The organism is Pseudomonas sp. D4-21, assembly GCF_051132125.1.
Lineage (GTDB): Bacteria > Pseudomonadota > Gammaproteobacteria > Pseudomonadales > Pseudomonadaceae > Aquipseudomonas.
Genome location: NZ_CP071664.1, coordinates 5,455,275 through 5,473,783, shown reverse-complemented (window position 1 = coordinate 5,473,783; position 18,509 = coordinate 5,455,275). Strand labels below are relative to the sequence as shown.

The following is an 18,509-nucleotide window of genomic DNA, read 5'->3' as shown; positions in this document are numbered from 1 at the left end:
GCCGATTACCCCACTTTCACCATGTGTGGTTGCGAGCCACGCTCGGGCGGCAGGTGATCGAGGTCGCGACTGACCAGCAACAGGACTTCGGCCGAAGCGTCGGAAACCTGGGCCTTGTAACCGGCGATGGAGCGGGCGAAGACGTTGTAGATAACCACCGCCGGGATGGCCGCGACCAGGCCCAATGCGGTCGCCAGCAAGGCCTCGGCGATACCGGGGGCAACGACGGCAAGGTTGGTGGTCTGGGTCTTGGCGATGCCGATGAAGCTGTTCATGATCCCCCACACGGTGCCGAACAGGCCGACGAACGGCGCAGTGGAACCGATGGTGGCGAGTACGCCGGTGCCGCTGCTCATGTTGCGACCGCAGGCCGCGACCAGGCGCTCGAGGCGGAAGCTCACGCGCTCCTTGATGCCCTCCTTCTCGCGGCTGTTGGCCGACAGGCGCATTTCTTCGAGCGCATCGTGGACCAGCAGGTTGGCGAGTGTGCCTTCCTTGCCGGCGGTGGCACTGGCTTCCTTGAGAGTGGTGGCTTTTTTCAGCGCGGCGATTTCACCCCGCAGGCGACGCTTGGCGCCAAGCAGTTCAAAGCCCTTGGCGATCCAGATCGTCCAAGTGATGATCGAGGCGATGGCCAGGCCGATCATCACGGCTTTGACGACCACGTCGGCGTTTTTGTACATGCCCCACGGCGACAGGTCGTGGGCCATGCCCAGGGTATTGTCGGCTTCGAGCACTTGAGGCGCCTCGGCCTCGACGGCCTGGCTCGGATCGGTGGCCACGGGCGTTGCAGCAGGTGCGGCCGGGTCCGCCGGTGCCTGGGTGGCAGCAGGCGTGGTGGCGGGGGTCGATGCGGGCGTCTGCGCATCAGCGAAGGCGGCGCTCGGCGCCAGCATCAGACTGAGCAGCAAGGCTGCCACGGCGCCCCAGGCGCGGGGTCGGTTGGTTGGCGAAGCGGAAGAGAAAGAACGTGTCATGCTGGCCGGACCTGAGAATAAAAGAAGGTTGATGTTCTTCCAGGCCTCGTGAGGCCGAGAACAAAAGTGGCGAGCATTATTGCAAGTAATTCTTGTTAACAAAAGTAATACAGTAACTTTTTTTGCTTCATGGCTAGCCGCTCGTCCAGTGCGAAGGCTAGTCTGCGGCTTTCCCAGAGGAGTTCTTGATGTCCGCGCCTTCTGTTTTGATCGCCGGTTGTGGTGATATAGGCGGCCGCCTGGCGAGCCAGCTCGTGGCCGAACATTGGCGGGTCCATGGCTTGCGGCGTACGGTTTCGAACCTGCCGGCCGGGGTTGTCGGTGTCGCGGGGGACCTGTTCAGTGCGCAGTGTCCCGTCGACTGGCCTGTGGGGTCGTTGGATTATCTGGTGTACAGCGCCGCCGCTACCGATCATGACGAGGCGGGCTATCGTGCCGCTTATGTCGAAGGGTTACAGCATGTGTTGGGCTGGCTGGAACAGCATGGCCAGCGGCCCAAACGATTGCTCTTTGTGTCCAGCAGCAGCGTGTATGGACAGCAGGGCGGGGAGTGGGTGGACGAAAGCTCGCCCACCGAGGCGGGCGGTTATTCCGGGCGAGTGATGCTGGAAGCCGAGCAGGTGGCACTCGACAGCGGCATCCCGGCCAGTCGCATACGCCTGACCGGCATCTACGGACCGGGGCGGGAATGGCTGCTGAGCCAGGTGCGCCAAGGTTATCGCGTGGTGACCGACCCGCCGCTCTATGCCAACCGCATCCACGCCGACGATGCCGCCGGCCTGCTGGCGTTTCTGCTGAAAGCTGATCATCAGGGCAAGACGCTGGAAGACTGCTACATCGGCGTCGATGACACCCCCGCGCCGCTGGCCGAGGTGGTGGGTTGGTTGCGTGACTACATGGGCGTTACCGAATGGGCCGACGACGCCAGCGTGCGCCGCGCCGGCAGCAAGCGCTGCAGCAACGCCCGGGCCAAGGCGTTGGGCTGGACGCCGCGTTATCCGAGCTTTCGCGAGGGGTATGCGGCGATTCTGGAAGGTCGTTGCTGATTCGCCTGACAGCCCCAAACCAACTGTGTGAGCGAGCTTGCTCGCGATGAGGCCCTAACAGTCAACATCAAGGTTGACCGTTACACCGCCATCGCGAGCAAGCTCGTTCCCACAGGGGGCACACCGGGTTATTGCTTTTCAAGCACCCATTTGCGATCACCCGGCGTGAATGACGGCATTTCATCCGCCAGCGCCGCGTTCACGGTCTGGAAGATTTCCAGTTTCTTGCCGTCGCGGGAAAAAATCCAAGTGTTGCCCTGACCGTTCTGTTGCAGCCAGATGTTGTCGTTGCCACCGCTCATGGAGGCGCAGTCGCCAGCCAGGCACAAGGCGTAGCGATCAGTGCCCGGCAAGCCGCTGACTTGACCATCGGGCTGGAATTGCACGGTGGCGCCCTGGCCAGGACCTTCGGCAATGTTCCAGATGCCGCCGAGATAAGCCGAATACAGGGCGCGCTCGAAACTGGCGCCAATCGGCGCGCCTTCCGGTACCTGTACTTGGGCGCGGTCGAACACTTGCTGTGGTTCGTTTTCGGTGGCGGCCTGGCTCAACTGGTCGCCGTCGCGCTTGAGTTCGCTGGCCGAGCTGCCGTAGAAGTCGACTTTCCAGGCGCCGTCTTCTTCGCCCAGCAACTTGCCTTCGACATTCTCAAAACCATTGGTGTAACGCGCCTGGCCAGCCCGGGTGTTGACGTCCCATTCCAGGTTCGGGCCATAGGCCTGCAATGCTTCGCGAAGCGGGCCGCCTTTGGCGGCAGCGTCGATGGCGGCCTGGTTGATCCAGGTGCCGCTGATGTCACGGTCTGCAGGGTCGCTGGCGCAGCCGCCCAGGAGCAGGGCGAGCAGGGAGAAAGCAAGCGCTTTGCGCATGATGGAATCCTTTCAGAACGAAAACGGCGCAGCGGGAGAGGCTGCGCCGGGCGTTTTACTCGATGACCAGGATGGCATCCATCTCGACCTGGGCGCCTTTTGGCAAGGCAGCCACGCCAATGGCAGCGCGGGCAGGGTAAGGCTGGTCGAAATACTTGCCCATGATCTCGTTGACCTTGGCGAAGTGGCTCAGGTCGGTGAGGAAGATGTTGAGTTTGACGATGTCCTTGAACGAGCCGCCGGCAGCTTCGGCCACGGCTTTCAGGTTCTCGAACACTTGCACGGTCTGGGCTTCGAAGCCCTCGACCAGCTCCATGGTTTTCGGGTCCAGCGGGATTTGCCCCGACATGTAAACGGTGTTGCCCGCCTTGATCGCCTGGGAATAAGTACCGATGGCGGCCGGGGCCTTGTCGCTGGAGATAACGGTCTTGGTCATTCATGACTCCTTGTAACGAGGGCGAGTGAGACGCTATGCGCGCATTCGAGTGATGCGGATGACCCCTGTCAGGGCGCGCAGTTTCTTGATCACGCGGGCCAGGTGTACGCGGTCGTGCACGCTGACCACCAGTTGGACGACGCTGATGCGACCGTCGCGTTCGTCCATGCTGATTTTCTCGATGTTGCCGTCGGCGGCGTTGACGCTGCTGGCCAGCAGTGCGATCAGGCCGCGCTGGTGCTCCAGCTCGACGCGCAGTTCGACATTGAATTCGCCGGTGACATCCTTGGCCCACGAAAGCTGGATGCATTTTTCCGGGTTGTGGCGGATTTCGCTGATATTGCGGCAGTTGTCCAGGTGCACCACCATCCCTTTGCCGGCGGACAGATGGCCGACAATCGGATCGCCAGGAATCGGCGTACAACACTTGGCGTAACTGAGGACCAGGCCTTCGGTGCCGCGAATCGCCAGCGGACCTTCAGGGCTCGGCAATTGTTCGCCTTCGCCGAGCAGTCGGCGGGCGACGACGTAGGCCATGCGATTGCCCAAACCGATGTCCTCGAGCAGATCTTCGATCAATTCGAGACGGTATTCGTGGAGCATGACCTGTACGCGCTCGGCCGGGATCTTGTCCAGGGAACTGTCGAAGCCGTTCAGTACCTTGTTCAGCAGGCGTTCGCCCAGGCTGATGGACTCGGAGCGACGTTGCAGCTTCAGCGCATGGCGGATATGCGTGCGGGCCTTGCCGGTGACCACAAAGTTGAGCCACGCCGGGTTGGGGCGCGCGCCGGGGGCGCTGACGATTTCCACAGTGGAGCCGCTTTGCAGCGGTTCGGACAACGGTGCCAGGCGACGATTGATGCGACAGGCAATGCAGCTGTTGCCGACGTCGGTGTGCACGGCGTAGGCGAAATCCACCGCTGTGGACCCTTTGGGCAGCTCCATGATCCGGCCCTTGGGCGTGAAGACGTAGACCTCGTCCGGGAACAGGTCGATCTTCACGCTCTCGATGAATTCCAGGGAATTGCCGGCCCGTTGCTGCATTTCCAGCACGCCCTTGACCCACTGCCGCGCGCGGGCGTGAGTGCTCTTGGGTTGCTCGTCGCCACTGGATTTGTACAACCAATGGGCGGCGATGCCGTTGTTGGCCATCTCTTCCATTTCACGGGTGCGGATCTGGATTTCGATCGGTACGCCGTGCATGCCGAACAGCGTGGTATGCAGCGACTGGTAACCGTTGGCCTTGGGAATCGCGATGTAATCCTTGAAGCGCCCAGGCAGCGGTTTGTACAAATTATGGACAGCACCCAGCACGCGGTAGCAGGTATCGACCTTGTCGACGATGATCCGGAACGCATAGACGTCCATGATTTCGTTGAAGGCCCGGCGCTTGCCGCGCATTTTCTTGTAGATGCCGTACAGGTGTTTCTGCCGCCCGCTGACTTCGCCTTCGATGCCGTCGATGGCCAGACAGTGGCTCAGGGACTCTTCGATCTTGTTGACGATTTCCTTGCGATTGCCCCGGGCGCGCTTGACGGCCTGGTTGATGCGCGCCGAACGCATCGGGTGCATCGCCTTGAAACCCAGGTCCTCGAACTCGATGCGAATTGCGTGCATGCCCAGGCGATTGGCGATGGGTGCGTAGATTTCGAGGGTTTCCTTGGCGATTCGCCGGCGTTTCTCGCCGGACAGCACTTCCAGCGTGCGCATGTTGTGCAGGCGGTCGGCGAGCTTGACCAGGATCACGCGGATATCGCGGGCCATGGCCATGGCCATTTTCTGGAAGTTTTCGGCCTGGGCCTCGGCCTTGGTTTCGAAGTTCATCTGGGTCAGCTTGCTGACCCCGTCGACCAGTTCGGCCACGGTTTCGCCGAACTGCGCTTGCAGCGCTTCCTTGGCAATGCCGGTGTCTTCGATCACGTCATGGAGCATGGCCGCCATCAGGCTCTGATGGTCCATGTGCATGTCGGCAAGGATATTCGCCACCGCGAGCGGGTGCGTGACGTACGCCTCGCCGCTGCGGCGGCGCTGGCCGTCGTGGGCTTGTTCGGCGTAGAAATAGGCTCGGCGGACCAGGTTGACCTGGTCCGTGCCGAGGTAGGCCGATAAGCGATCGGCGAGGGCGTCTATGCTCGGCATGATAGTGACTCCTGCCGTGTGCTGTGACCCCGCGCCGTGCTACGTCGACCAGGCATAGGCTTAGACCGCCTCGTTGGACTCGTCCTCGAACGCTGCGAACAGCGGTTCGTCTTCAACGATTTCAGCGTTGGCGATGAACTCGTAGCTCATCAGGCCTTCGGCGATTTCACGCAGCGCTACCACGGTAGGCTTGTCGTTTTCCCACTGGACCAATGGCTCTTTGCCGCCGGTGGCCAGTTGACGGGCACGCTTGGTAGAGAGCATGACCAGCTCAAAGCGGTTTTCCACGTGTTCTAGGCAGTCTTCAACGGTTACGCGGGCCATGGTATTCCTCGGAGCGAATGCAATATGCGCGCTGCCCGGTTGGGCGAGCGGACTCAACAGTTTAAAAAAACACCAGCGTTTAGGGAAGCGCTGATTTTTTGATCAAACCCCTCGGCGCGCTGCGAGTACCAATGTAAAGCCGTCGCAGCGGTTTTGGGAAGGGCTGTTCAGCCCAGCAGTTCAGCCAAAAGCTTGCCGAAACGTTGCTGTTGGCGCTTCTGTTGCAGCTGGCTGGCGCGGAAAATCGCCTTCAGGTCGTCCAGCGCGTGGGCAAAATCGTCATTGATGATCAGATAATCGTAATCGACGTAATGGCTCATTTCGCTGACCGCTTCACGCATCCGGCCTTCGATGATTTCATCGCTGTCCTGGCCGCGGTTGGTCAGGCGTTGGCGCAAGGCTTGCTGGCTCGGCGGCAGGATGAAGATGGAGCGGGCCTGGGGCATCAGCTTGCGAACTTGTTCGGCGCCTTGCCAGTCGATTTCCAGGATCAGGTCGTGGCCTTCGTCGAGGGTTTGCTGGAGGTAGCTCTGCGAAGTGCCGTAGAGGTTGCCGAAGACTTCGGCGCGCTCGAGGAAATCGCCGTGCTCGGCCATCCTCACGAACTCTTCACGGTCAACGAAGTGATAGTTCACGCCATTCACTTCGCCCGGGCGCATGGCGCGGGTTGTGTGCGAGACCGAGACGCGGATCTGCGGCTCGGCATCGATCAATGCCTTGACCAGGCTGGTCTTGCCAGCGCCCGAGGGCGCGGAAATGATGTAGAGAGTGCCGGTGCTGTGGGTCATGTCGGGTTAGCCTTACTCAATGTTCTGCACTTGTTCGCGCATTTGCTCGATCAACACCTTGAGGTTGACCGCCGCCTGCGTGCTGCGCGGGTCGAAGGCTTTGGAGCCCAGTGTATTGGCTTCGCGGTTGAGCTCCTGCATCAGGAAGTCGAGGCGGCGACCGGCCGCGCCGCCGGACTTGAGCACCCGGCGAACTTCGATGATGTGGGTGCTCAGGCGATCCAGTTCTTCGGCCACGTCGCTTTTTTGCGCGAGCATGACCATTTCCTGTTCCAGGCGCTGCGGGTCCAGCTCGGCCTGCATGTCGGCGAAGCGGTCGAGGACTTTCTGGCGTTGGGTGGCGAGCATTTGCGGGACCAGTTCGCGCAGGGTGACGACATCTTCTTCAATAGAAGTCAGGCGCTCGTTGATCAGACGGGCCAGCTCCGCGCCTTCACGCTCGCGACCCGCCTTGAGTTCCTTCAGCCCTTGAGTGAAGAGTGCCAGCGCCTCGGCATTCAGCGCTTGGGGATCGCTCGCATCGCCGACCAGTACGCCTGGCCAGGCCAGTATTTCCAGCGGATTGAGGGCGGCGGGGTTCTTGATCAAGCCTGCGACGGTTTCTGCGGCCGCGACCAGTTGCGCGGCGCGTTCGCGATCGACCTGCAGCGTCTTGCCACTGCTTTCTTCGGTGAAGCGCAGGGTGCATTCCAATTTGCCCCGGGACAAGCCCTGGCGCAGCGCTTCGCGCACGCTGCCTTCCAGGTCGCGGAAGGATTCGGGCAGGCGCAGATGCGGCTCCAGGTAGCGGCTGTTGACCGAGCGCAATTCCCAGCTCAGCGTGCCTTGGGCGCCGGCCTTTTCGACTCGGGCGAAGGCGGTCATGCTGTGCACCATGGGGATTCCTCGCAATGCAAGCCGGCCACAATCGGTCGTCGTGGGGCCTGGGGTCTGTGGGTTGATGCTGAAGGACAGCAAAGGCGCAGGATTGTAGCGCAGTGCGACGCAAGCGCCCAAACAGCTCCGGTAACAAAGCGCTGCAGCCCGTCGGCCGGGGCTTTGAGCGCGTTCGTCCGTCGCGTTGGATTTTTAGACCTGCCTTATGGCAGCGCACGGCTTTATAATGCCCAGCAGTTTTCCGTCCCCTGTACAGGTGTTCCCTATGAAACGTCCAAGTGGTCGCGTTGCCGATCAGCTTCGCTCGATCCGCATTACCCGCAACTACACCAAACACGCCGAGGGATCTGTACTGGTCGAATTCGGTGATACCAAGGTCATCTGCACCGTCAGCGTCGAAAACGGCGTGCCTCGCTTCCTGAAGGGCCAGGGGCAAGGCTGGTTGACCGCCGAATACGGCATGCTGCCGCGCGCCACCGGCGAGCGGAACCAGCGCGAGGCCAGCCGTGGCAAGCAGGGCGGCCGGACCCTGGAGATCCAGCGATTGATCGGCCGTTCCCTGCGCGCTGCGCTGGACATGTCCAAGCTTGGTGATGTGACGCTGTATGTCGATTGCGATGTGATCCAGGCTGACGGCGGCACCCGCACCGCTTCCATCACCGGCGCGATGGTTGCGTTGGTCGACGCCTTGAAAGTGATCAAGAAACGCGGTGGCCTCAAGGGCGGTGACCCGCTCAAGCAAATGATCGCCGCGGTGTCGGTGGGCATGTACCAGGGCGAGCCGGTGCTGGACCTGGACTACCTCGAAGACTCCGCCGCCGAAACCGACCTGAACGTGGTCATGACCAGCGCTGGCGGCTTCATCGAAGTCCAGGGCACTGCCGAAGGCGCGCCGTTCCAGCCGCAAGAGTTGAACGCTATGCTGGAGCTGGCGAAGAAAGGCATGACCGAAATCTTCGAATTGCAAAAGGCCGCGTTGGCCGACTGATTGTTGTGCGCTTCAGACAAGGAGAATGTCATGAGTGATGAGCAAGTCCTGTTGCCCCAACCGAGCAAAGAAGCGCGGCAATGGGCAATGTTTTGTCACCTGTCTGCACTGTTGGGAATTTTCATTCCGTTCGGTTCGCTGATCGGGCCGCTGGTCATCTGGCAGCTCAAGCGTGAGTCCGACCCGTTCATCGATGCCCAGGGCAAGGAAGCGCTGAACTTCCAAATCACTGTGGCGATCGCTGCGGCGATCAGCTTGCTGCTGATGATCGTGGTGATCGGTTTCTTCCTGTTTGGCCTGGTCGCCATCGGTGCGCTGGTGCTGACCATTATTGGCGGTGTGAAAGCCAATGAGGGGCAGCCGTACCGATATCCCTTTACCTGGCGGTTGGTTAAATAGCGAACAGCGCTGCGATATAAAAATGCCCCGGTTGTCGGGGCATTTTTATTAGGGGTGCGAAACTTGGTGTTTGTATAAAAACAATCGGAAAAGTCTGATAACGCTTCGTAGAAATGGATTCTTGCTTGATGTGATTCCATCACTGAAGCCTGAAGCGGATACATGCTCCAAAAAAATACCCGTATCTCGCGATACGGGTATTTTTTATGACCGGTCGGCCTGAAGCAGCTCGTCCATACGCTTAGACCGTCAGCGTCCAATCGTAGTCCACGATCAGCGGCGCGTGCTGCGAGAACCGTGGCTGGCGCGGCAGGCGGGCGCTGCGTACGAAGCGGCGCAGCCCAGGCGTCAGCAACTGGTAGTCGAAACGCCAGCCGAGATTGAGCATCTCGGCCTGCTCGTTGTCCGGCCACCAGCTGTACTGGTCGCCTTCGCGGCTGACTTCACGCAGGGCGTCGACATAGCCCATGTTGCCAATGATCTCGTCCATCCAGGCCCGTTCCGGCGCCAGGAAACCAGGAGATTGCTGGCTGTCGCGCCAGTTCTTGATATCCAGCTTCTGTTGCGCCACGTACAGCGAGCCACAATAAATGTACTCGCGACGTTTGCGCCGCTGTTTATCAAGGTAACGGGCGAAGTCGTCCATCAACTTGAATTTCTGATTCAAATCTTCATCGCCGTTCTGCCCCGAAGGGAGCAGTAAGGTCGCGATGCTGACCTTGTCGAAATCGGCTTGCAGGTAGCGCCCGTAGCGGTCCGCCGTCTCGAAACCGAGACCGTTGATGACAGCCTTCGGTTGCAGCCGCGAGTACAAAGCCACGCCACCCTGGGCGGGGACTTCGGCATCGCAGGCATAAAGGAAGTAACCATCCAGTTGGAAGGCTGCATCGTCCAGTTCAAAGGCGGAGGCGCGGGTGTCCTGCAGGCAGATGACGTCGGCATTCTGTGCTTGCAGCCAACTGAGCAAACCACGCTCCACTGCAGCCTGAATACCATTGACGTTCACACTGATGATCCGCATAAATGGCCCCAAAAATCACGTGCGTGTATGATACACGCCGTGTACCTATTTAGCTAAATCCGCGGTATTTGAGGCTTTTTTTCATGCAGGCGTATCAGCGCGATTTCATTCGCTTTGCCATCGATCGCGGTGTTCTGCGCTTCGGTGAGTTCACTCTCAAGTCCGGGCGCACCAGTCCGTACTTCTTCAACGCCGGCCTGTTCAACAGCGGCACCGCCCTGGCGCAGTTGGGTCGGTTCTATGCCGCGGCCATCGTCGAGAGCGGCATCCCGTTCGACGTATTGTTCGGGCCCGCCTACAAAGGCATCCCGCTGGCCGCCACCACCGCCGTCGCCCTGGCCGAACACCATGGCCGCGACCTGCCCTGGTGCTTCAACCGCAAGGAAGCCAAGGCCCATGGCGAGGGCGGTAGCCTGGTCGGCGCGCCGCTGACCGGCGATGTGCTTATCATCGATGACGTCATCACCGCCGGCACCGCCATTCGCGAAGTGATGCAGATCATCGCCTCGCAAGAAGGCGCCAAGGCCGCCGGCGTGCTGATCGCCCTGAACCGCCAGGAGCGCGGCAATGGTGAGCTTTCGGCAATTCAGGAAGTTGAGCGCGACTTCGGCATTCCGGTGATCAGCATTGTCTCGCTGAACCAGGTGCTGGAATTCTTGGCCGATGATCCGCAGCTCAAGCAGCATCTGCCGGCGGTGGAAGCCTACCGCGCCCAGTTCGGCGTCTAAAGATTTGCACATTCCCTTGTGGGAGCGAGCCTGCTCGCGAAGCGGTTTATCATTCAAAACTAGTGCTGACTGATTCCCCGCTTCGCGAGCAGGCTCGCTCCCACAGGTAATCGGTGCATAAAAAAAAGACCCCGCTCAACCAGGTTGAGCGGGGTCTTTTTTTTGCAGGTATCGCTTAAGGACGCTTGCGATTGCTGATCAACGTACCCACGCCGGTATCGGTGAAGATCTCCAGCAGGATCGCATTCGGCACGCGACCGTCGATGATCAGCGAGCTGCCAACACCGCCCTGTACCGCTTCCAGCGCGCAACGAATCTTCGGCAGCATGCCGCCGTAGATGGTGCCGTCGGCGATCAAGTCGTCGACTTGCTGGGTCGACAAGCCGGTCAGGACCTTGCCGGTCTTGTCCATCAGGCCGGCAATGTTGGTGAGCAGCATCAGCTTCTCGGCCTTCAGCGCCTCGGCGACCTTACCGGCCACCAGGTCGGCGTTGATGTTGTACGACTCACCGTTGGCGCCCACGCCGATTGGCGCGATGACCGGGATGAAGTCGCCCTTGACCAGCAAATTCAGCAGGTCGGTGTTGATGCCGACCACTTCGCCCACCTGGCCGATGTCGATGATTTCCGGCTGGGTCATCTCCGGGGTCTGGCGCGTAACGGTGAGCTTCTTCGCGCGGATCAGCTCGGCGTCCTTGCCGGTCAGGCCGATGGCGCTGCCGCCGTGACGGTTGATCAGGTTGACGATGTCCTTGTTTACCTGGCCGCCGAGCACCATTTCCACTACATCCATGGTCTGTGCGTCAGTGACGCGCATGCCGTCGATGAAATGGCTCTCGATGGAGAGGCGCTTGAGCAGGTCGCCGATCTGCGGGCCACCACCGTGCACCACCACCGGGTTGATGCCCACGGCCTTCATCAGCACGATGTCGCGGGCAAAGCCGGTTTTCAGCTCCTCGCTTTCCATCGCGTTGCCGCCGTACTTGATCACCAGGGTCTTGCCGACATAGCGTCGGATATAAGGCAACGCTTCGGACAGGACCTTGGCGGTGTTGGCGGCGGCTTCGCGTTCGAGGGTCATTCAGGGCTCCGGTGGTGATTCAAAAATCAGAACGGTAGTTGGAGATCGGGTGCAACACGTTTGAGTTGGGTGTGGAACACGTCCTTGATGCGCTGCAGTTCGGCCTCGTTGTCGGCCTCGAAGCGCAGCACCAGCACCGGCGTGGTGTTGGAGGCGCGAACCAGGCCCCAGCCTTGTGGGTAGTCGACCCGCACACCGTCGATGGTGGTCAGTTCGGCGCCTTCGCCCCACTGGGCATCGTGCAGTGCATCAATGATGCTGAATTTGCTCTCTTCGGTCACATGGATATTGATTTCCGGCGTAGAAATATCGTTCGGGAAGGTTGCGAACAGTTCTTCCGCAGTGGATTTTTCCTTGCTCAGAATCTCCAGCAGGCGTGCCGCGCTGTAGATGCCGTCATCAAAACCGAACCAACGCTCCTTGAAGAAGATGTGGCCGCTCATTTCGCCGGCCAGCAGGGCACCGCTCTGTTTCATTTTCTTTTTGATCAACGAATGGCCGGTTTTCCACATCAGCGGACGGCCGCCGTATTCCTTGATCAGCGGCACCAGGCGACGGGTGCACTTCACGTCGAAGATGATTTCCGCATCGGGGTTGCGTGCCACGACGTCCTTGGCGAACAGCATCAGCAGGCGGTCCGGGAACACGACGCTACCGGTCTCGGTCACCACGCCCACGCGGTCGCCGTCGCCGTCGAAGGCCAGGCCGAGGTCGGCATTGGTTTCCTTGACCTTGGCGATCAGGTCTTGCAGGTTTTCCAGCTTGCCCGGGTCCGGGTGGTGGTTCGGGAAGTTGCCGTCGACTTCGCAGAACAGCGGGATAACTTCGCAGTTCAGGGCTTCGATCAGTTGGGGGGCGATCACGCCAGCCGCGCCGTTGCCGCAATCGACCACCACTTTCAGGCGGCGATCGAGCTTCACGTCCTTGACGATCTCATCGTTGTAGCGCGGGAGGATGTCGACCTTGGTCACGCTGCCCTGGCCGCTGCTCAAGTCATTGGTCTTGAGGCGGGTGTGCAGGGCCTGGATCTGCTCGTTGGCGAGGGTGTCGCCGGCGATGACGATCTTGAAGCCGTTGTAGTTCGACGGGTTGTGGCTGCCGGTGAGCATCACGCCGGATTTACCAGCCAGCACGTTGGCGGCGTAGTACAGCGCCGGTGTAGGCACCAGGCCGACGTCGCTGACATGGCAACCACTGTCGGCAATGCCCTTGATCAATTGCTCGACCAGTTCCGGGCCGGACAAACGACCATCGCGGCCGACGTTCACGTTCGGTTCGCCCTGGGCCAGGCTCTGGGAACCAATGGCGCGGCCAATCCAGTAAGCGGTTTCAGCCGTCAGGGTTTCCGGCACGACGCCACGGATGTCGTAGGCGCGGAAGATACTGTCAGGAAAGATCGGGGCGATTGCGGCTGGGGTGTTCATGGGCGGGCGCTCTATCAGGAAAGTGACTGGACACGCCGACAGGGGCGTCGGCAGGCTCAAGCTGAAGGGTATGACGGCGTTTTTGGCAGAGAGTTCGCGGTGGGAGCGTGCCATGAGACAGCGGTATCCCGGTCTGAACCGTCTAAAACCTTGATTCCCGGTGGGAAACCTTGTCGCCAGCCGTTGCGCATTTTTCGTCCTGAAACAGAAGCTTAATAAAGCAGCCAGGCAAGGTGCCCGGCTGCAACGCAGTATCAATGACTGCCGGAATGCCCGAAGCCGCCGGCGCCACGTTGGCTTTCGTCGAATTCCTGGACCAGTTCGAAGTGGGCCTGGACCACTGGCACCAGCACAAGCTGAGCGATGCGTTCGCCCACTGCGATGTTAAAAGCGGTCTGGCCACGGTTCCAGCAGGACACCATCAGTTCGCCCTGGTAGTCCGAATCGATCAGCCCGACCAGGTTGCCCAGCACGATGCCGTGCTTATGGCCCAGGCCCGAGCGTGGCAGGATCAGCGCGGCAAGGCCCGGGTCACCGATATAGACCGACAGGCCGGTCGGAATCAGCAGGGTCTGGCCCGGCTCCAGGACGGTGTCCTGCTTGAGCATGGCCCGCAGGTCGAGGCCGGCGGAGCCCGGTGTGGCGTACTGCGGCAATGGAAATTCGTTGCCGATGCGTGGGTCGAGGATCTTGGCTTGTAGAGCGTGCATTGAAATTAAACCTGGTTCAGCCGTTCGGCGATGAAAGTGATCAGTTGGCGGGCGATCTTGCCCTTGCTGGTCTGGGCGAAAAGCGTGGCGTGCAACTGGCGGTCGATCACGCTGCAGGCGTTTTCCTCGCTGTTGAACCCAATGCTCGGGTTGGCGACGTCGTTGGCGACGATCAGGTCCAGATTCTTGTCCTTGAGCTTGCGCGCGGCGTAATCGAGGAGGTGTTCGGTCTCGGCGGCGAAACCCACACTGAACGGACGGTCGGGGCGGGTGGCAATGGTGGCCAGAATGTCAGGATTGCGCACCATTTGCAGGAGCAGGCCGTCGCCGCTCGTAGGGTCTTTCTTCAATTTTTGCGGGGCGACGACTTCAGGCCGGTAGTCCGCCACTGCCGCCGAGGCGATGAAGAGGTCGCACGGGATGGCGGCTTCGCAGGCGGCAAGCATGTCCCGGGCGCTGACGACGTCGATGCGCGTAACCCGGTCTGGGGTCGGCAGGTGCACGGGGCCGGTAATCAGCGTCACCCGGGCGCCAGCCTCTACGGCGGCTTCGGCCAGGGCGAAGCCCATTTTCCCTGAGCTGTGGTTGGTGATGTAGCGCACCGGGTCGATGTTTTCCTGGGTCGGCCCGGCGGTGATCAATACGTGCTTGCCCGTCAGGGCTTCGCGCTTGAAGCAGTCGGCGGCGCATTGGGCCAGGTCGGTGGCTTCTAGCATGCGGCCCATCCCGACATCGCCGCAGGCCTGGCTGCCGGAAGCTGGACCGAAGACTTTCAGGTTGCGACTTTCAAGCAGTTCCAGATTGGCCTGGGTGGCCGGGTCGCGCCACATGGCCTGGTTCATGGCCGGTGCCACGGCGACCACCGCGTCGGTGGCGAGCACCAGGGTGGTCAACAGGTCATTGGCGATGCCCTGGGCCAGGCGGGCGATGAGGTCGGCCGTGGCCGGGGCGATCAACACCAGGTCGGCCCACTTGGCCAGTTCGATATGGCCCATGGCGGCTTCAGCCGCCGGGTCGAGCAGATCCAGGTGGACCGGGTGGCCGGACAGGGCCTGCATGGTCAGCGGCGTGATGAATTCACTGCCGCCACGGGTCATGACGACCCGCACTTCCGCGCCCTGGTCGATAAGCCTGCGAACCAGCTCGGCGCTCTTGTAGGCGGCAATGCCGCCGCCGACGCCCAGAACGATGCGTTTCCGATACAGCCGCTGCATAGGCCTGCCTTTCGATTTCAGTGGTCAGCGCAGAGCGAAACCCTTGGCGTGAGCTGCCTGGGTGAAAATCGCCTGCAAAAAAGATGGGCTAAGATATCACAGCGTCCGCTATGGAACAGCGGCGCCCACTATCAGGGAGATGCCATGAGTATTCGGGATTGGCCCGTGGCCGAGCGGCCGCGGGAAAGGTTACTGGCGTCGGGAGCGGAGAGTCTTTCGGACGCCGAGTTGCTGGCGATTTTCTTGCGCACGGGAGTGGCGGGCAGAAGCGCGGTGGATCTGGCGCGACACCTATTGAGTCAATTTGGCTGCCTGCGCGCGCTGCTTGAAGCGGACCAGGTTACGTTCAGCGGTCAGATGGGCCTGGGCCCGGCGAAATTCGCACAATTGCGGGCCGTTCTTGAAATGGGCCGGCGACATCTGGCAGAGCGGATGCGGCAAAAATCAATGCTTGAGGATCCGCAGGCCGTTCGTGACTATCTGAAGTCAATGCTGCGCCACGAGCCTCATGAGGTTTTTGGTTGTCTGTTCCTTGATTCACGGCACCAGGTGCTGGCGTTTGAAGCACTGTTTCGCGGCTCGATCGCCACGGCCACCGTTCACCCTCGGCAAGTGGTCAAGCGGGCCCTGGCCCACAATTGCGCTGCCGTGATCCTGTGCCACAACCACCCCTCCGGCAACACCGAGCCCAGCCAGGCCGACCGAATGCTCACCGAGCGGCTTCAGGAGGCGCTGGAGCTGATCGATGTGCGGGTGCTCGATCATTTCATCGTTGGCGATGGGGAGCCACTGTCCATGGCGGAGTATGGGTGGATGTAGGCAGCGGCTGAATGGAGCTTTTGTGGGAGCGAGCCTGCTCGCGAAGGCGGTGTCTCAGTTGACTCAAAGTTGACTGACGAACCGATTTCGCGAGCAGGCTCGCTCCCACAAGGGGTGGGCGGGGTTACTTGAGACTGACCTTGGAATAGTCCTGGCGCCCAAACGGGCTCACCGCATACCCCTGCACATCCTTGCGGGTCAATGCGAAGGCGGTCGGGTGCGCCAACGGCAGCCAAAGGGCCTGCTGCTGGATCTGAGCCTGTGCCTGTTCGTAGAGCTTGGTGCGGACACCTTGCTCGCCAGTGGTCTTGCCGGCACTGATCAGCTTGTCCAGGTCCGGGTTGCAATAACGGGCAAAGTTGGTGCCGGACTTGACCGCCGCGCAGGAAAATTGCGGCGTGAGGAAATTGTCCGGATCGCCGTTATCACCGGCCCAGCCCATGAACAGCAGGTCATGCTCGCCAGCCTTGGCGCGGCGGATCAGCTCGCCCCATTCGATCACGCGGATTTCCGCCTGGATGCCGATTTCCGCCAGGTCCGATTGCAGCAGTTGGGCGCCAAGGCTCGGGTTGGGGTTGAGCAGACTGCCGGAAGGGCGAGTCCAGATGGTGGTCTTGAAGCCCTCTTTCAACCCGGCCTTGGCCAGCAGGTCCCGAGCTTTGGCCGGATCATGGGCATAGCCGGGCAGGTTTTTGGCGTAGCTCCAGGTGTTTGGGGGGTAAGGACCGTTGGCCGCTTCGGCGGTGCCTTCGAAAACGGTCTTGAGGTAGCTGGGCTTGTCAAACGCGAGATTGATAGCCTGACGGACTTCAGGTTTGTCCAAGGGGGGATGCTGGCTATTAATCGCCAGGAAGGCGGTCATGAAGGCGTCAGTCTGTTCCACTTTCAACGTAGGCTCTTGCTTGGCGGCCTGTACGTCCAACGGCTTGGGCGACAACGCGATCTGGCATTCATTGCGCCGCAGTTTCTGCAGGCGAACATTGGCGTCCGGGGTGATGGCGAAAATCAGGGGGTCGACCTGAGGCTTGCCGCCAAAGTATTCGCTGTTGGCCTTGTAGCGGATCGAGGCGTCTTTCTGGAAACGGCTGAAAATGAACGGGCCGGTGCCAATGGGCTGGCTGTTGAGTTGTTCCGGCTTGCCGGCCTTCAGCAACTGGTCTGCGTATTCGGCTGAATAGATTGACGCAAAGCCCATGCTCAGCGTCGCCAGGAAGGTCGAATCGGCATGGTCCAGTGTGAATCGCACCGTTAGCGGGTCCAGGGCGTCGATTTTTGTGATCAGCGACGGCAATTGCATGGATTGAGCGTGTGGGAAGCCACTCTGCGCCACTTTATGCCAAGGGTTGGCGGGATCCAGCATGCGGTCGAAGCTGAACTTGACGTCTTCGGCGGTCAAGTCGCGGTGCGGTGTGAAATAGTCGGTGTGGTGGAACTTGACCCGTGGACGCAGCTTGAACACATAGGTGAGTCCATCGGGCGACACTTCCCAGCTGTCGGCCAGGCTCGGGACCACTTTCCCGCTGGCCGTATCGAAGTCCACCAGGCGGTTCATCAGCACGTCGGCCGAAGCATTGGTGGTGGTCAACGAGTTGTATTGAACGACATCGAACCCTTCCGGGCTGGCCTCGGTACATACGCTCAGGGCGGCGGCCTGGGCCAGCGGGCTGATCAGCAGAGGGGCGAGCATCAGTGGTAGGGCAGCGAGGCGCATGATTTGATTTCCTGTGCAGGTCGGAGGCCCATCTGCGAGTGCAGTCTGGAAAAGGTCTACCCTAGTGGGCTCGCCTGCAAATGACTATCCCCATTTTGCATTTTCCGGCACTCTTTCCTGCGCTTCGCAGGAGGTGCCCTGGGTTGGAACCCGGCATCGATTGAAAAAAACCTGCGCGCCGCGACGAGCGGTAAGGCCATCGCCGGCCCTTGCCCCAGCCGCCCGGGGCTGCCGATTGATGATTTCCAACGAAGACAAATCACTCCGGCTGTTGTTGTGCTGGGGTCTTTCTGGTATAAAGCAGCGCTCTTTTCTAGGGGCCCGGTTCCTTCACTGTAGGTGTAGCCGGTAAGACCCTTAAAGAAACGCGGCGCCTGGCGCCAAATGACTGAGAGATTAAGCGGCCAACCCATGCCGGGTTGGGCATGTGGTTTTAGAGGGCTGAGGCATGTCGAGAGTCTGTCAAGTTACCGGTAAGGGTCCGGTGACTGGGAATAACATTTCCCACGCAAACAACAAAACCCGTCGTCGTTTCCTGCCGAACCTGCAGCATCACCGCTTCTGGGTTGAAGAAGAGAAACGTTTTGTACGTCTGCGCGTATCTGCCAAGGGCATGCGCATCATCGACAAGCGTGGCATCAGTGTCGTGCTGGCCGAACTTCGTCGCGATGGCAAGGTTTAAGGGAGCTAATCATGCGTGAATTGATTCGTTTGATCTCGAGCGCCGGTACTGGTCACTTCTACACTACCGACAAGAACAAGCGTACTACCCCGGACAAAATCGAGATCAAGAAATATGATCCGGTTGTTCGCAAGCACGTGATCTACAAGGAAGGCAAAATCAAGTAATTGATTTTTCCTTCTTTACGAAAAAGGCCCGTATCGCGAGATACGGGCCTTTTTTGTTAACGGTGTCTTGTCTGTCAGGGCGCCCTCGCGAGCAAGCCCAGACAGCACAA

The 18,509-nt window shown here is 60.6% G+C and carries 19 protein-coding genes and 1 pseudogene; 7 read left to right on the top strand and 13 right to left on the bottom strand.

All coding sequences use genetic code 11. The annotated features are described in order from the left end of the window. Positions 1-5: 5 nt before the first annotated feature. Positions 6-977: a tonB-system energizer ExbB gene (gene exbB, locus J3Q04_RS24835; RefSeq protein ID WP_434608851.1), complete on the bottom strand. Its 972-nt coding sequence runs from the start codon at positions 975-977 to the stop codon at positions 6-8. A gap of 188 nt (positions 978-1,165) precedes the next feature. On the opposite strand from exbB, the gene J3Q04_RS24830 reads away from it, so the two are divergent. Then, positions 1,166-2,023 carry an SDR family oxidoreductase gene (locus tag J3Q04_RS24830; RefSeq protein ID WP_434608853.1) on the top strand — a complete coding sequence of 286 codons (858 nt, stop codon included), beginning with the start codon at positions 1,166-1,168 and terminating at the stop codon, positions 2,021-2,023. 128 nt (positions 2,024-2,151) lie between these two features. Here J3Q04_RS24830 and J3Q04_RS24825 read toward each other — a convergent pair whose 3' ends face one another. The 6 genes from J3Q04_RS24825 to J3Q04_RS24800 all read right to left on the bottom strand — a co-directional run bounded on the left by J3Q04_RS24825 (position 2,152) and on the right by J3Q04_RS24800 (position 7,455). Beyond that, complete coding sequence (locus J3Q04_RS24825) at positions 2,152-2,892, bottom strand: hypothetical protein (RefSeq protein ID WP_434561625.1); 741 nt, start codon at positions 2,890-2,892, stop codon at positions 2,152-2,154. A gap of 55 nt (positions 2,893-2,947) precedes the next feature. Beyond that, a complete protein-coding gene (locus tag J3Q04_RS24820) occupies positions 2,948-3,328 on the bottom strand; it encodes a RidA family protein (protein ID WP_030142177.1) in 381 nt (126 codons plus the stop codon). Between the two features lie 33 nt (positions 3,329-3,361). Continuing rightward, positions 3,362-5,467 carry a bifunctional GTP diphosphokinase/guanosine-3',5'-bis pyrophosphate 3'-pyrophosphohydrolase gene (gene spoT / locus J3Q04_RS24815; protein WP_030142176.1) on the bottom strand — a complete coding sequence of 702 codons (2,106 nt, stop codon included), beginning with the start codon at positions 5,465-5,467 and terminating at the stop codon, positions 3,362-3,364. A 60-nt stretch (positions 5,468-5,527) separates the two neighbouring features. Continuing rightward, entirely contained in the window at positions 5,528-5,791 is a 264-nt protein-coding gene (gene rpoZ, locus J3Q04_RS24810) for a DNA-directed RNA polymerase subunit omega (protein ID WP_003177259.1), read from the bottom strand. A 167-nt stretch (positions 5,792-5,958) separates the two neighbouring features. After that, a complete protein-coding gene (gmk, locus tag J3Q04_RS24805) occupies positions 5,959-6,579 on the bottom strand; it encodes a guanylate kinase (protein ID WP_047735756.1) in 621 nt (206 codons plus the stop codon). Between the two features lie 12 nt (positions 6,580-6,591). Continuing rightward, a complete protein-coding gene (locus J3Q04_RS24800; protein WP_420767156.1) occupies positions 6,592-7,455 on the bottom strand; it encodes a YicC/YloC family endoribonuclease in 864 nt (287 codons plus the stop codon). A 265-nt stretch (positions 7,456-7,720) separates the two neighbouring features. Here J3Q04_RS24800 and rph point away from each other — a divergent pair, with 265 nt between their 5' ends. Both rph and J3Q04_RS24790 read left to right on the top strand, forming a co-directional pair. After that, complete coding sequence (rph, locus tag J3Q04_RS24795; protein WP_420767157.1) at positions 7,721-8,443, top strand: ribonuclease PH; 723 nt, start codon at positions 7,721-7,723, stop codon at positions 8,441-8,443. 30 nt (positions 8,444-8,473) lie between these two features. Next, the gene (locus tag J3Q04_RS24790; RefSeq protein WP_186615200.1) at positions 8,474-8,842 is read left to right on the top strand and encodes a DUF4870 domain-containing protein; all 369 of its coding nucleotides are present in this window, start codon (positions 8,474-8,476) and stop codon (positions 8,840-8,842) included. A 241-nt stretch (positions 8,843-9,083) separates the two neighbouring features. Here the strand turns inward: J3Q04_RS24790 and J3Q04_RS24785 are convergent, their stop codons facing one another. Beyond that, positions 9,084-9,863, bottom strand: coding sequence for an exodeoxyribonuclease III (locus J3Q04_RS24785; protein WP_434608858.1), 780 nt, complete (start codon positions 9,861-9,863; stop codon positions 9,084-9,086). 83 nt (positions 9,864-9,946) lie between these two features. On the opposite strand from J3Q04_RS24785, the gene pyrE reads away from it, so the two are divergent. Further along, on the top strand, positions 9,947-10,591 hold the full coding sequence (pyrE, locus tag J3Q04_RS24780; RefSeq protein ID WP_060740059.1) for an orotate phosphoribosyltransferase: 645 nt from the start codon (positions 9,947-9,949) through the stop codon (positions 10,589-10,591). 175 nt (positions 10,592-10,766) lie between these two features. On the opposite strand, the gene argB is transcribed toward pyrE, so the two are convergent. The 4 genes and pseudogenes from argB to coaBC form a co-directional block, all read right to left on the bottom strand. Continuing rightward, on the bottom strand, positions 10,767-11,672 hold the full coding sequence (argB, locus tag J3Q04_RS24775; RefSeq protein ID WP_030138216.1) for an acetylglutamate kinase: 906 nt from the start codon (positions 11,670-11,672) through the stop codon (positions 10,767-10,769). Positions 11,673-11,698: 26 nt separating this feature from the next. Beyond that, a pseudogene (locus J3Q04_RS24770) lies at positions 11,699-13,114 on the bottom strand (phosphomannomutase/phosphoglucomutase); the annotation flags it as partial. A gap of 236 nt (positions 13,115-13,350) precedes the next feature. Continuing rightward, a complete protein-coding gene (gene dut, locus J3Q04_RS24765; RefSeq protein WP_030138214.1) occupies positions 13,351-13,806 on the bottom strand; it encodes a dUTP diphosphatase in 456 nt (151 codons plus the stop codon). A 5-nt stretch (positions 13,807-13,811) separates the two neighbouring features. Further along, the gene (gene coaBC, locus J3Q04_RS24760; RefSeq protein WP_420767159.1) at positions 13,812-15,020 is read right to left on the bottom strand and encodes a bifunctional phosphopantothenoylcysteine decarboxylase/phosphopantothenate--cysteine ligase CoaBC; all 1,209 of its coding nucleotides are present in this window, start codon (positions 15,018-15,020) and stop codon (positions 13,812-13,814) included. 144 nt (positions 15,021-15,164) lie between these two features. Here coaBC and radC point away from each other — a divergent pair, with 144 nt between their 5' ends. Further along, positions 15,165-15,839 carry a RadC family protein gene (gene radC / locus J3Q04_RS24755; protein ID WP_434608862.1) on the top strand — a complete coding sequence of 225 codons (675 nt, stop codon included), beginning with the start codon at positions 15,165-15,167 and terminating at the stop codon, positions 15,837-15,839. 124 nt (positions 15,840-15,963) lie between these two features. On the opposite strand, the gene J3Q04_RS24750 is transcribed toward radC, so the two are convergent. After that, the gene (locus J3Q04_RS24750; protein WP_434608864.1) at positions 15,964-17,550 is read right to left on the bottom strand and encodes an ABC transporter substrate-binding protein; all 1,587 of its coding nucleotides are present in this window, start codon (positions 17,548-17,550) and stop codon (positions 15,964-15,966) included. A gap of 448 nt (positions 17,551-17,998) precedes the next feature. Here J3Q04_RS24750 and rpmB point away from each other — a divergent pair, with 448 nt between their 5' ends. After that, complete coding sequence (gene rpmB / locus J3Q04_RS24745; RefSeq protein WP_003177273.1) at positions 17,999-18,232, top strand: 50S ribosomal protein L28; 234 nt, start codon at positions 17,999-18,001, stop codon at positions 18,230-18,232. A gap of 11 nt (positions 18,233-18,243) precedes the next feature. Next, complete coding sequence (gene rpmG / locus J3Q04_RS24740) at positions 18,244-18,399, top strand: 50S ribosomal protein L33 (RefSeq protein ID WP_003177274.1); 156 nt, start codon at positions 18,244-18,246, stop codon at positions 18,397-18,399. The last annotated feature ends 110 nt before the right edge of the window (positions 18,400-18,509 follow it).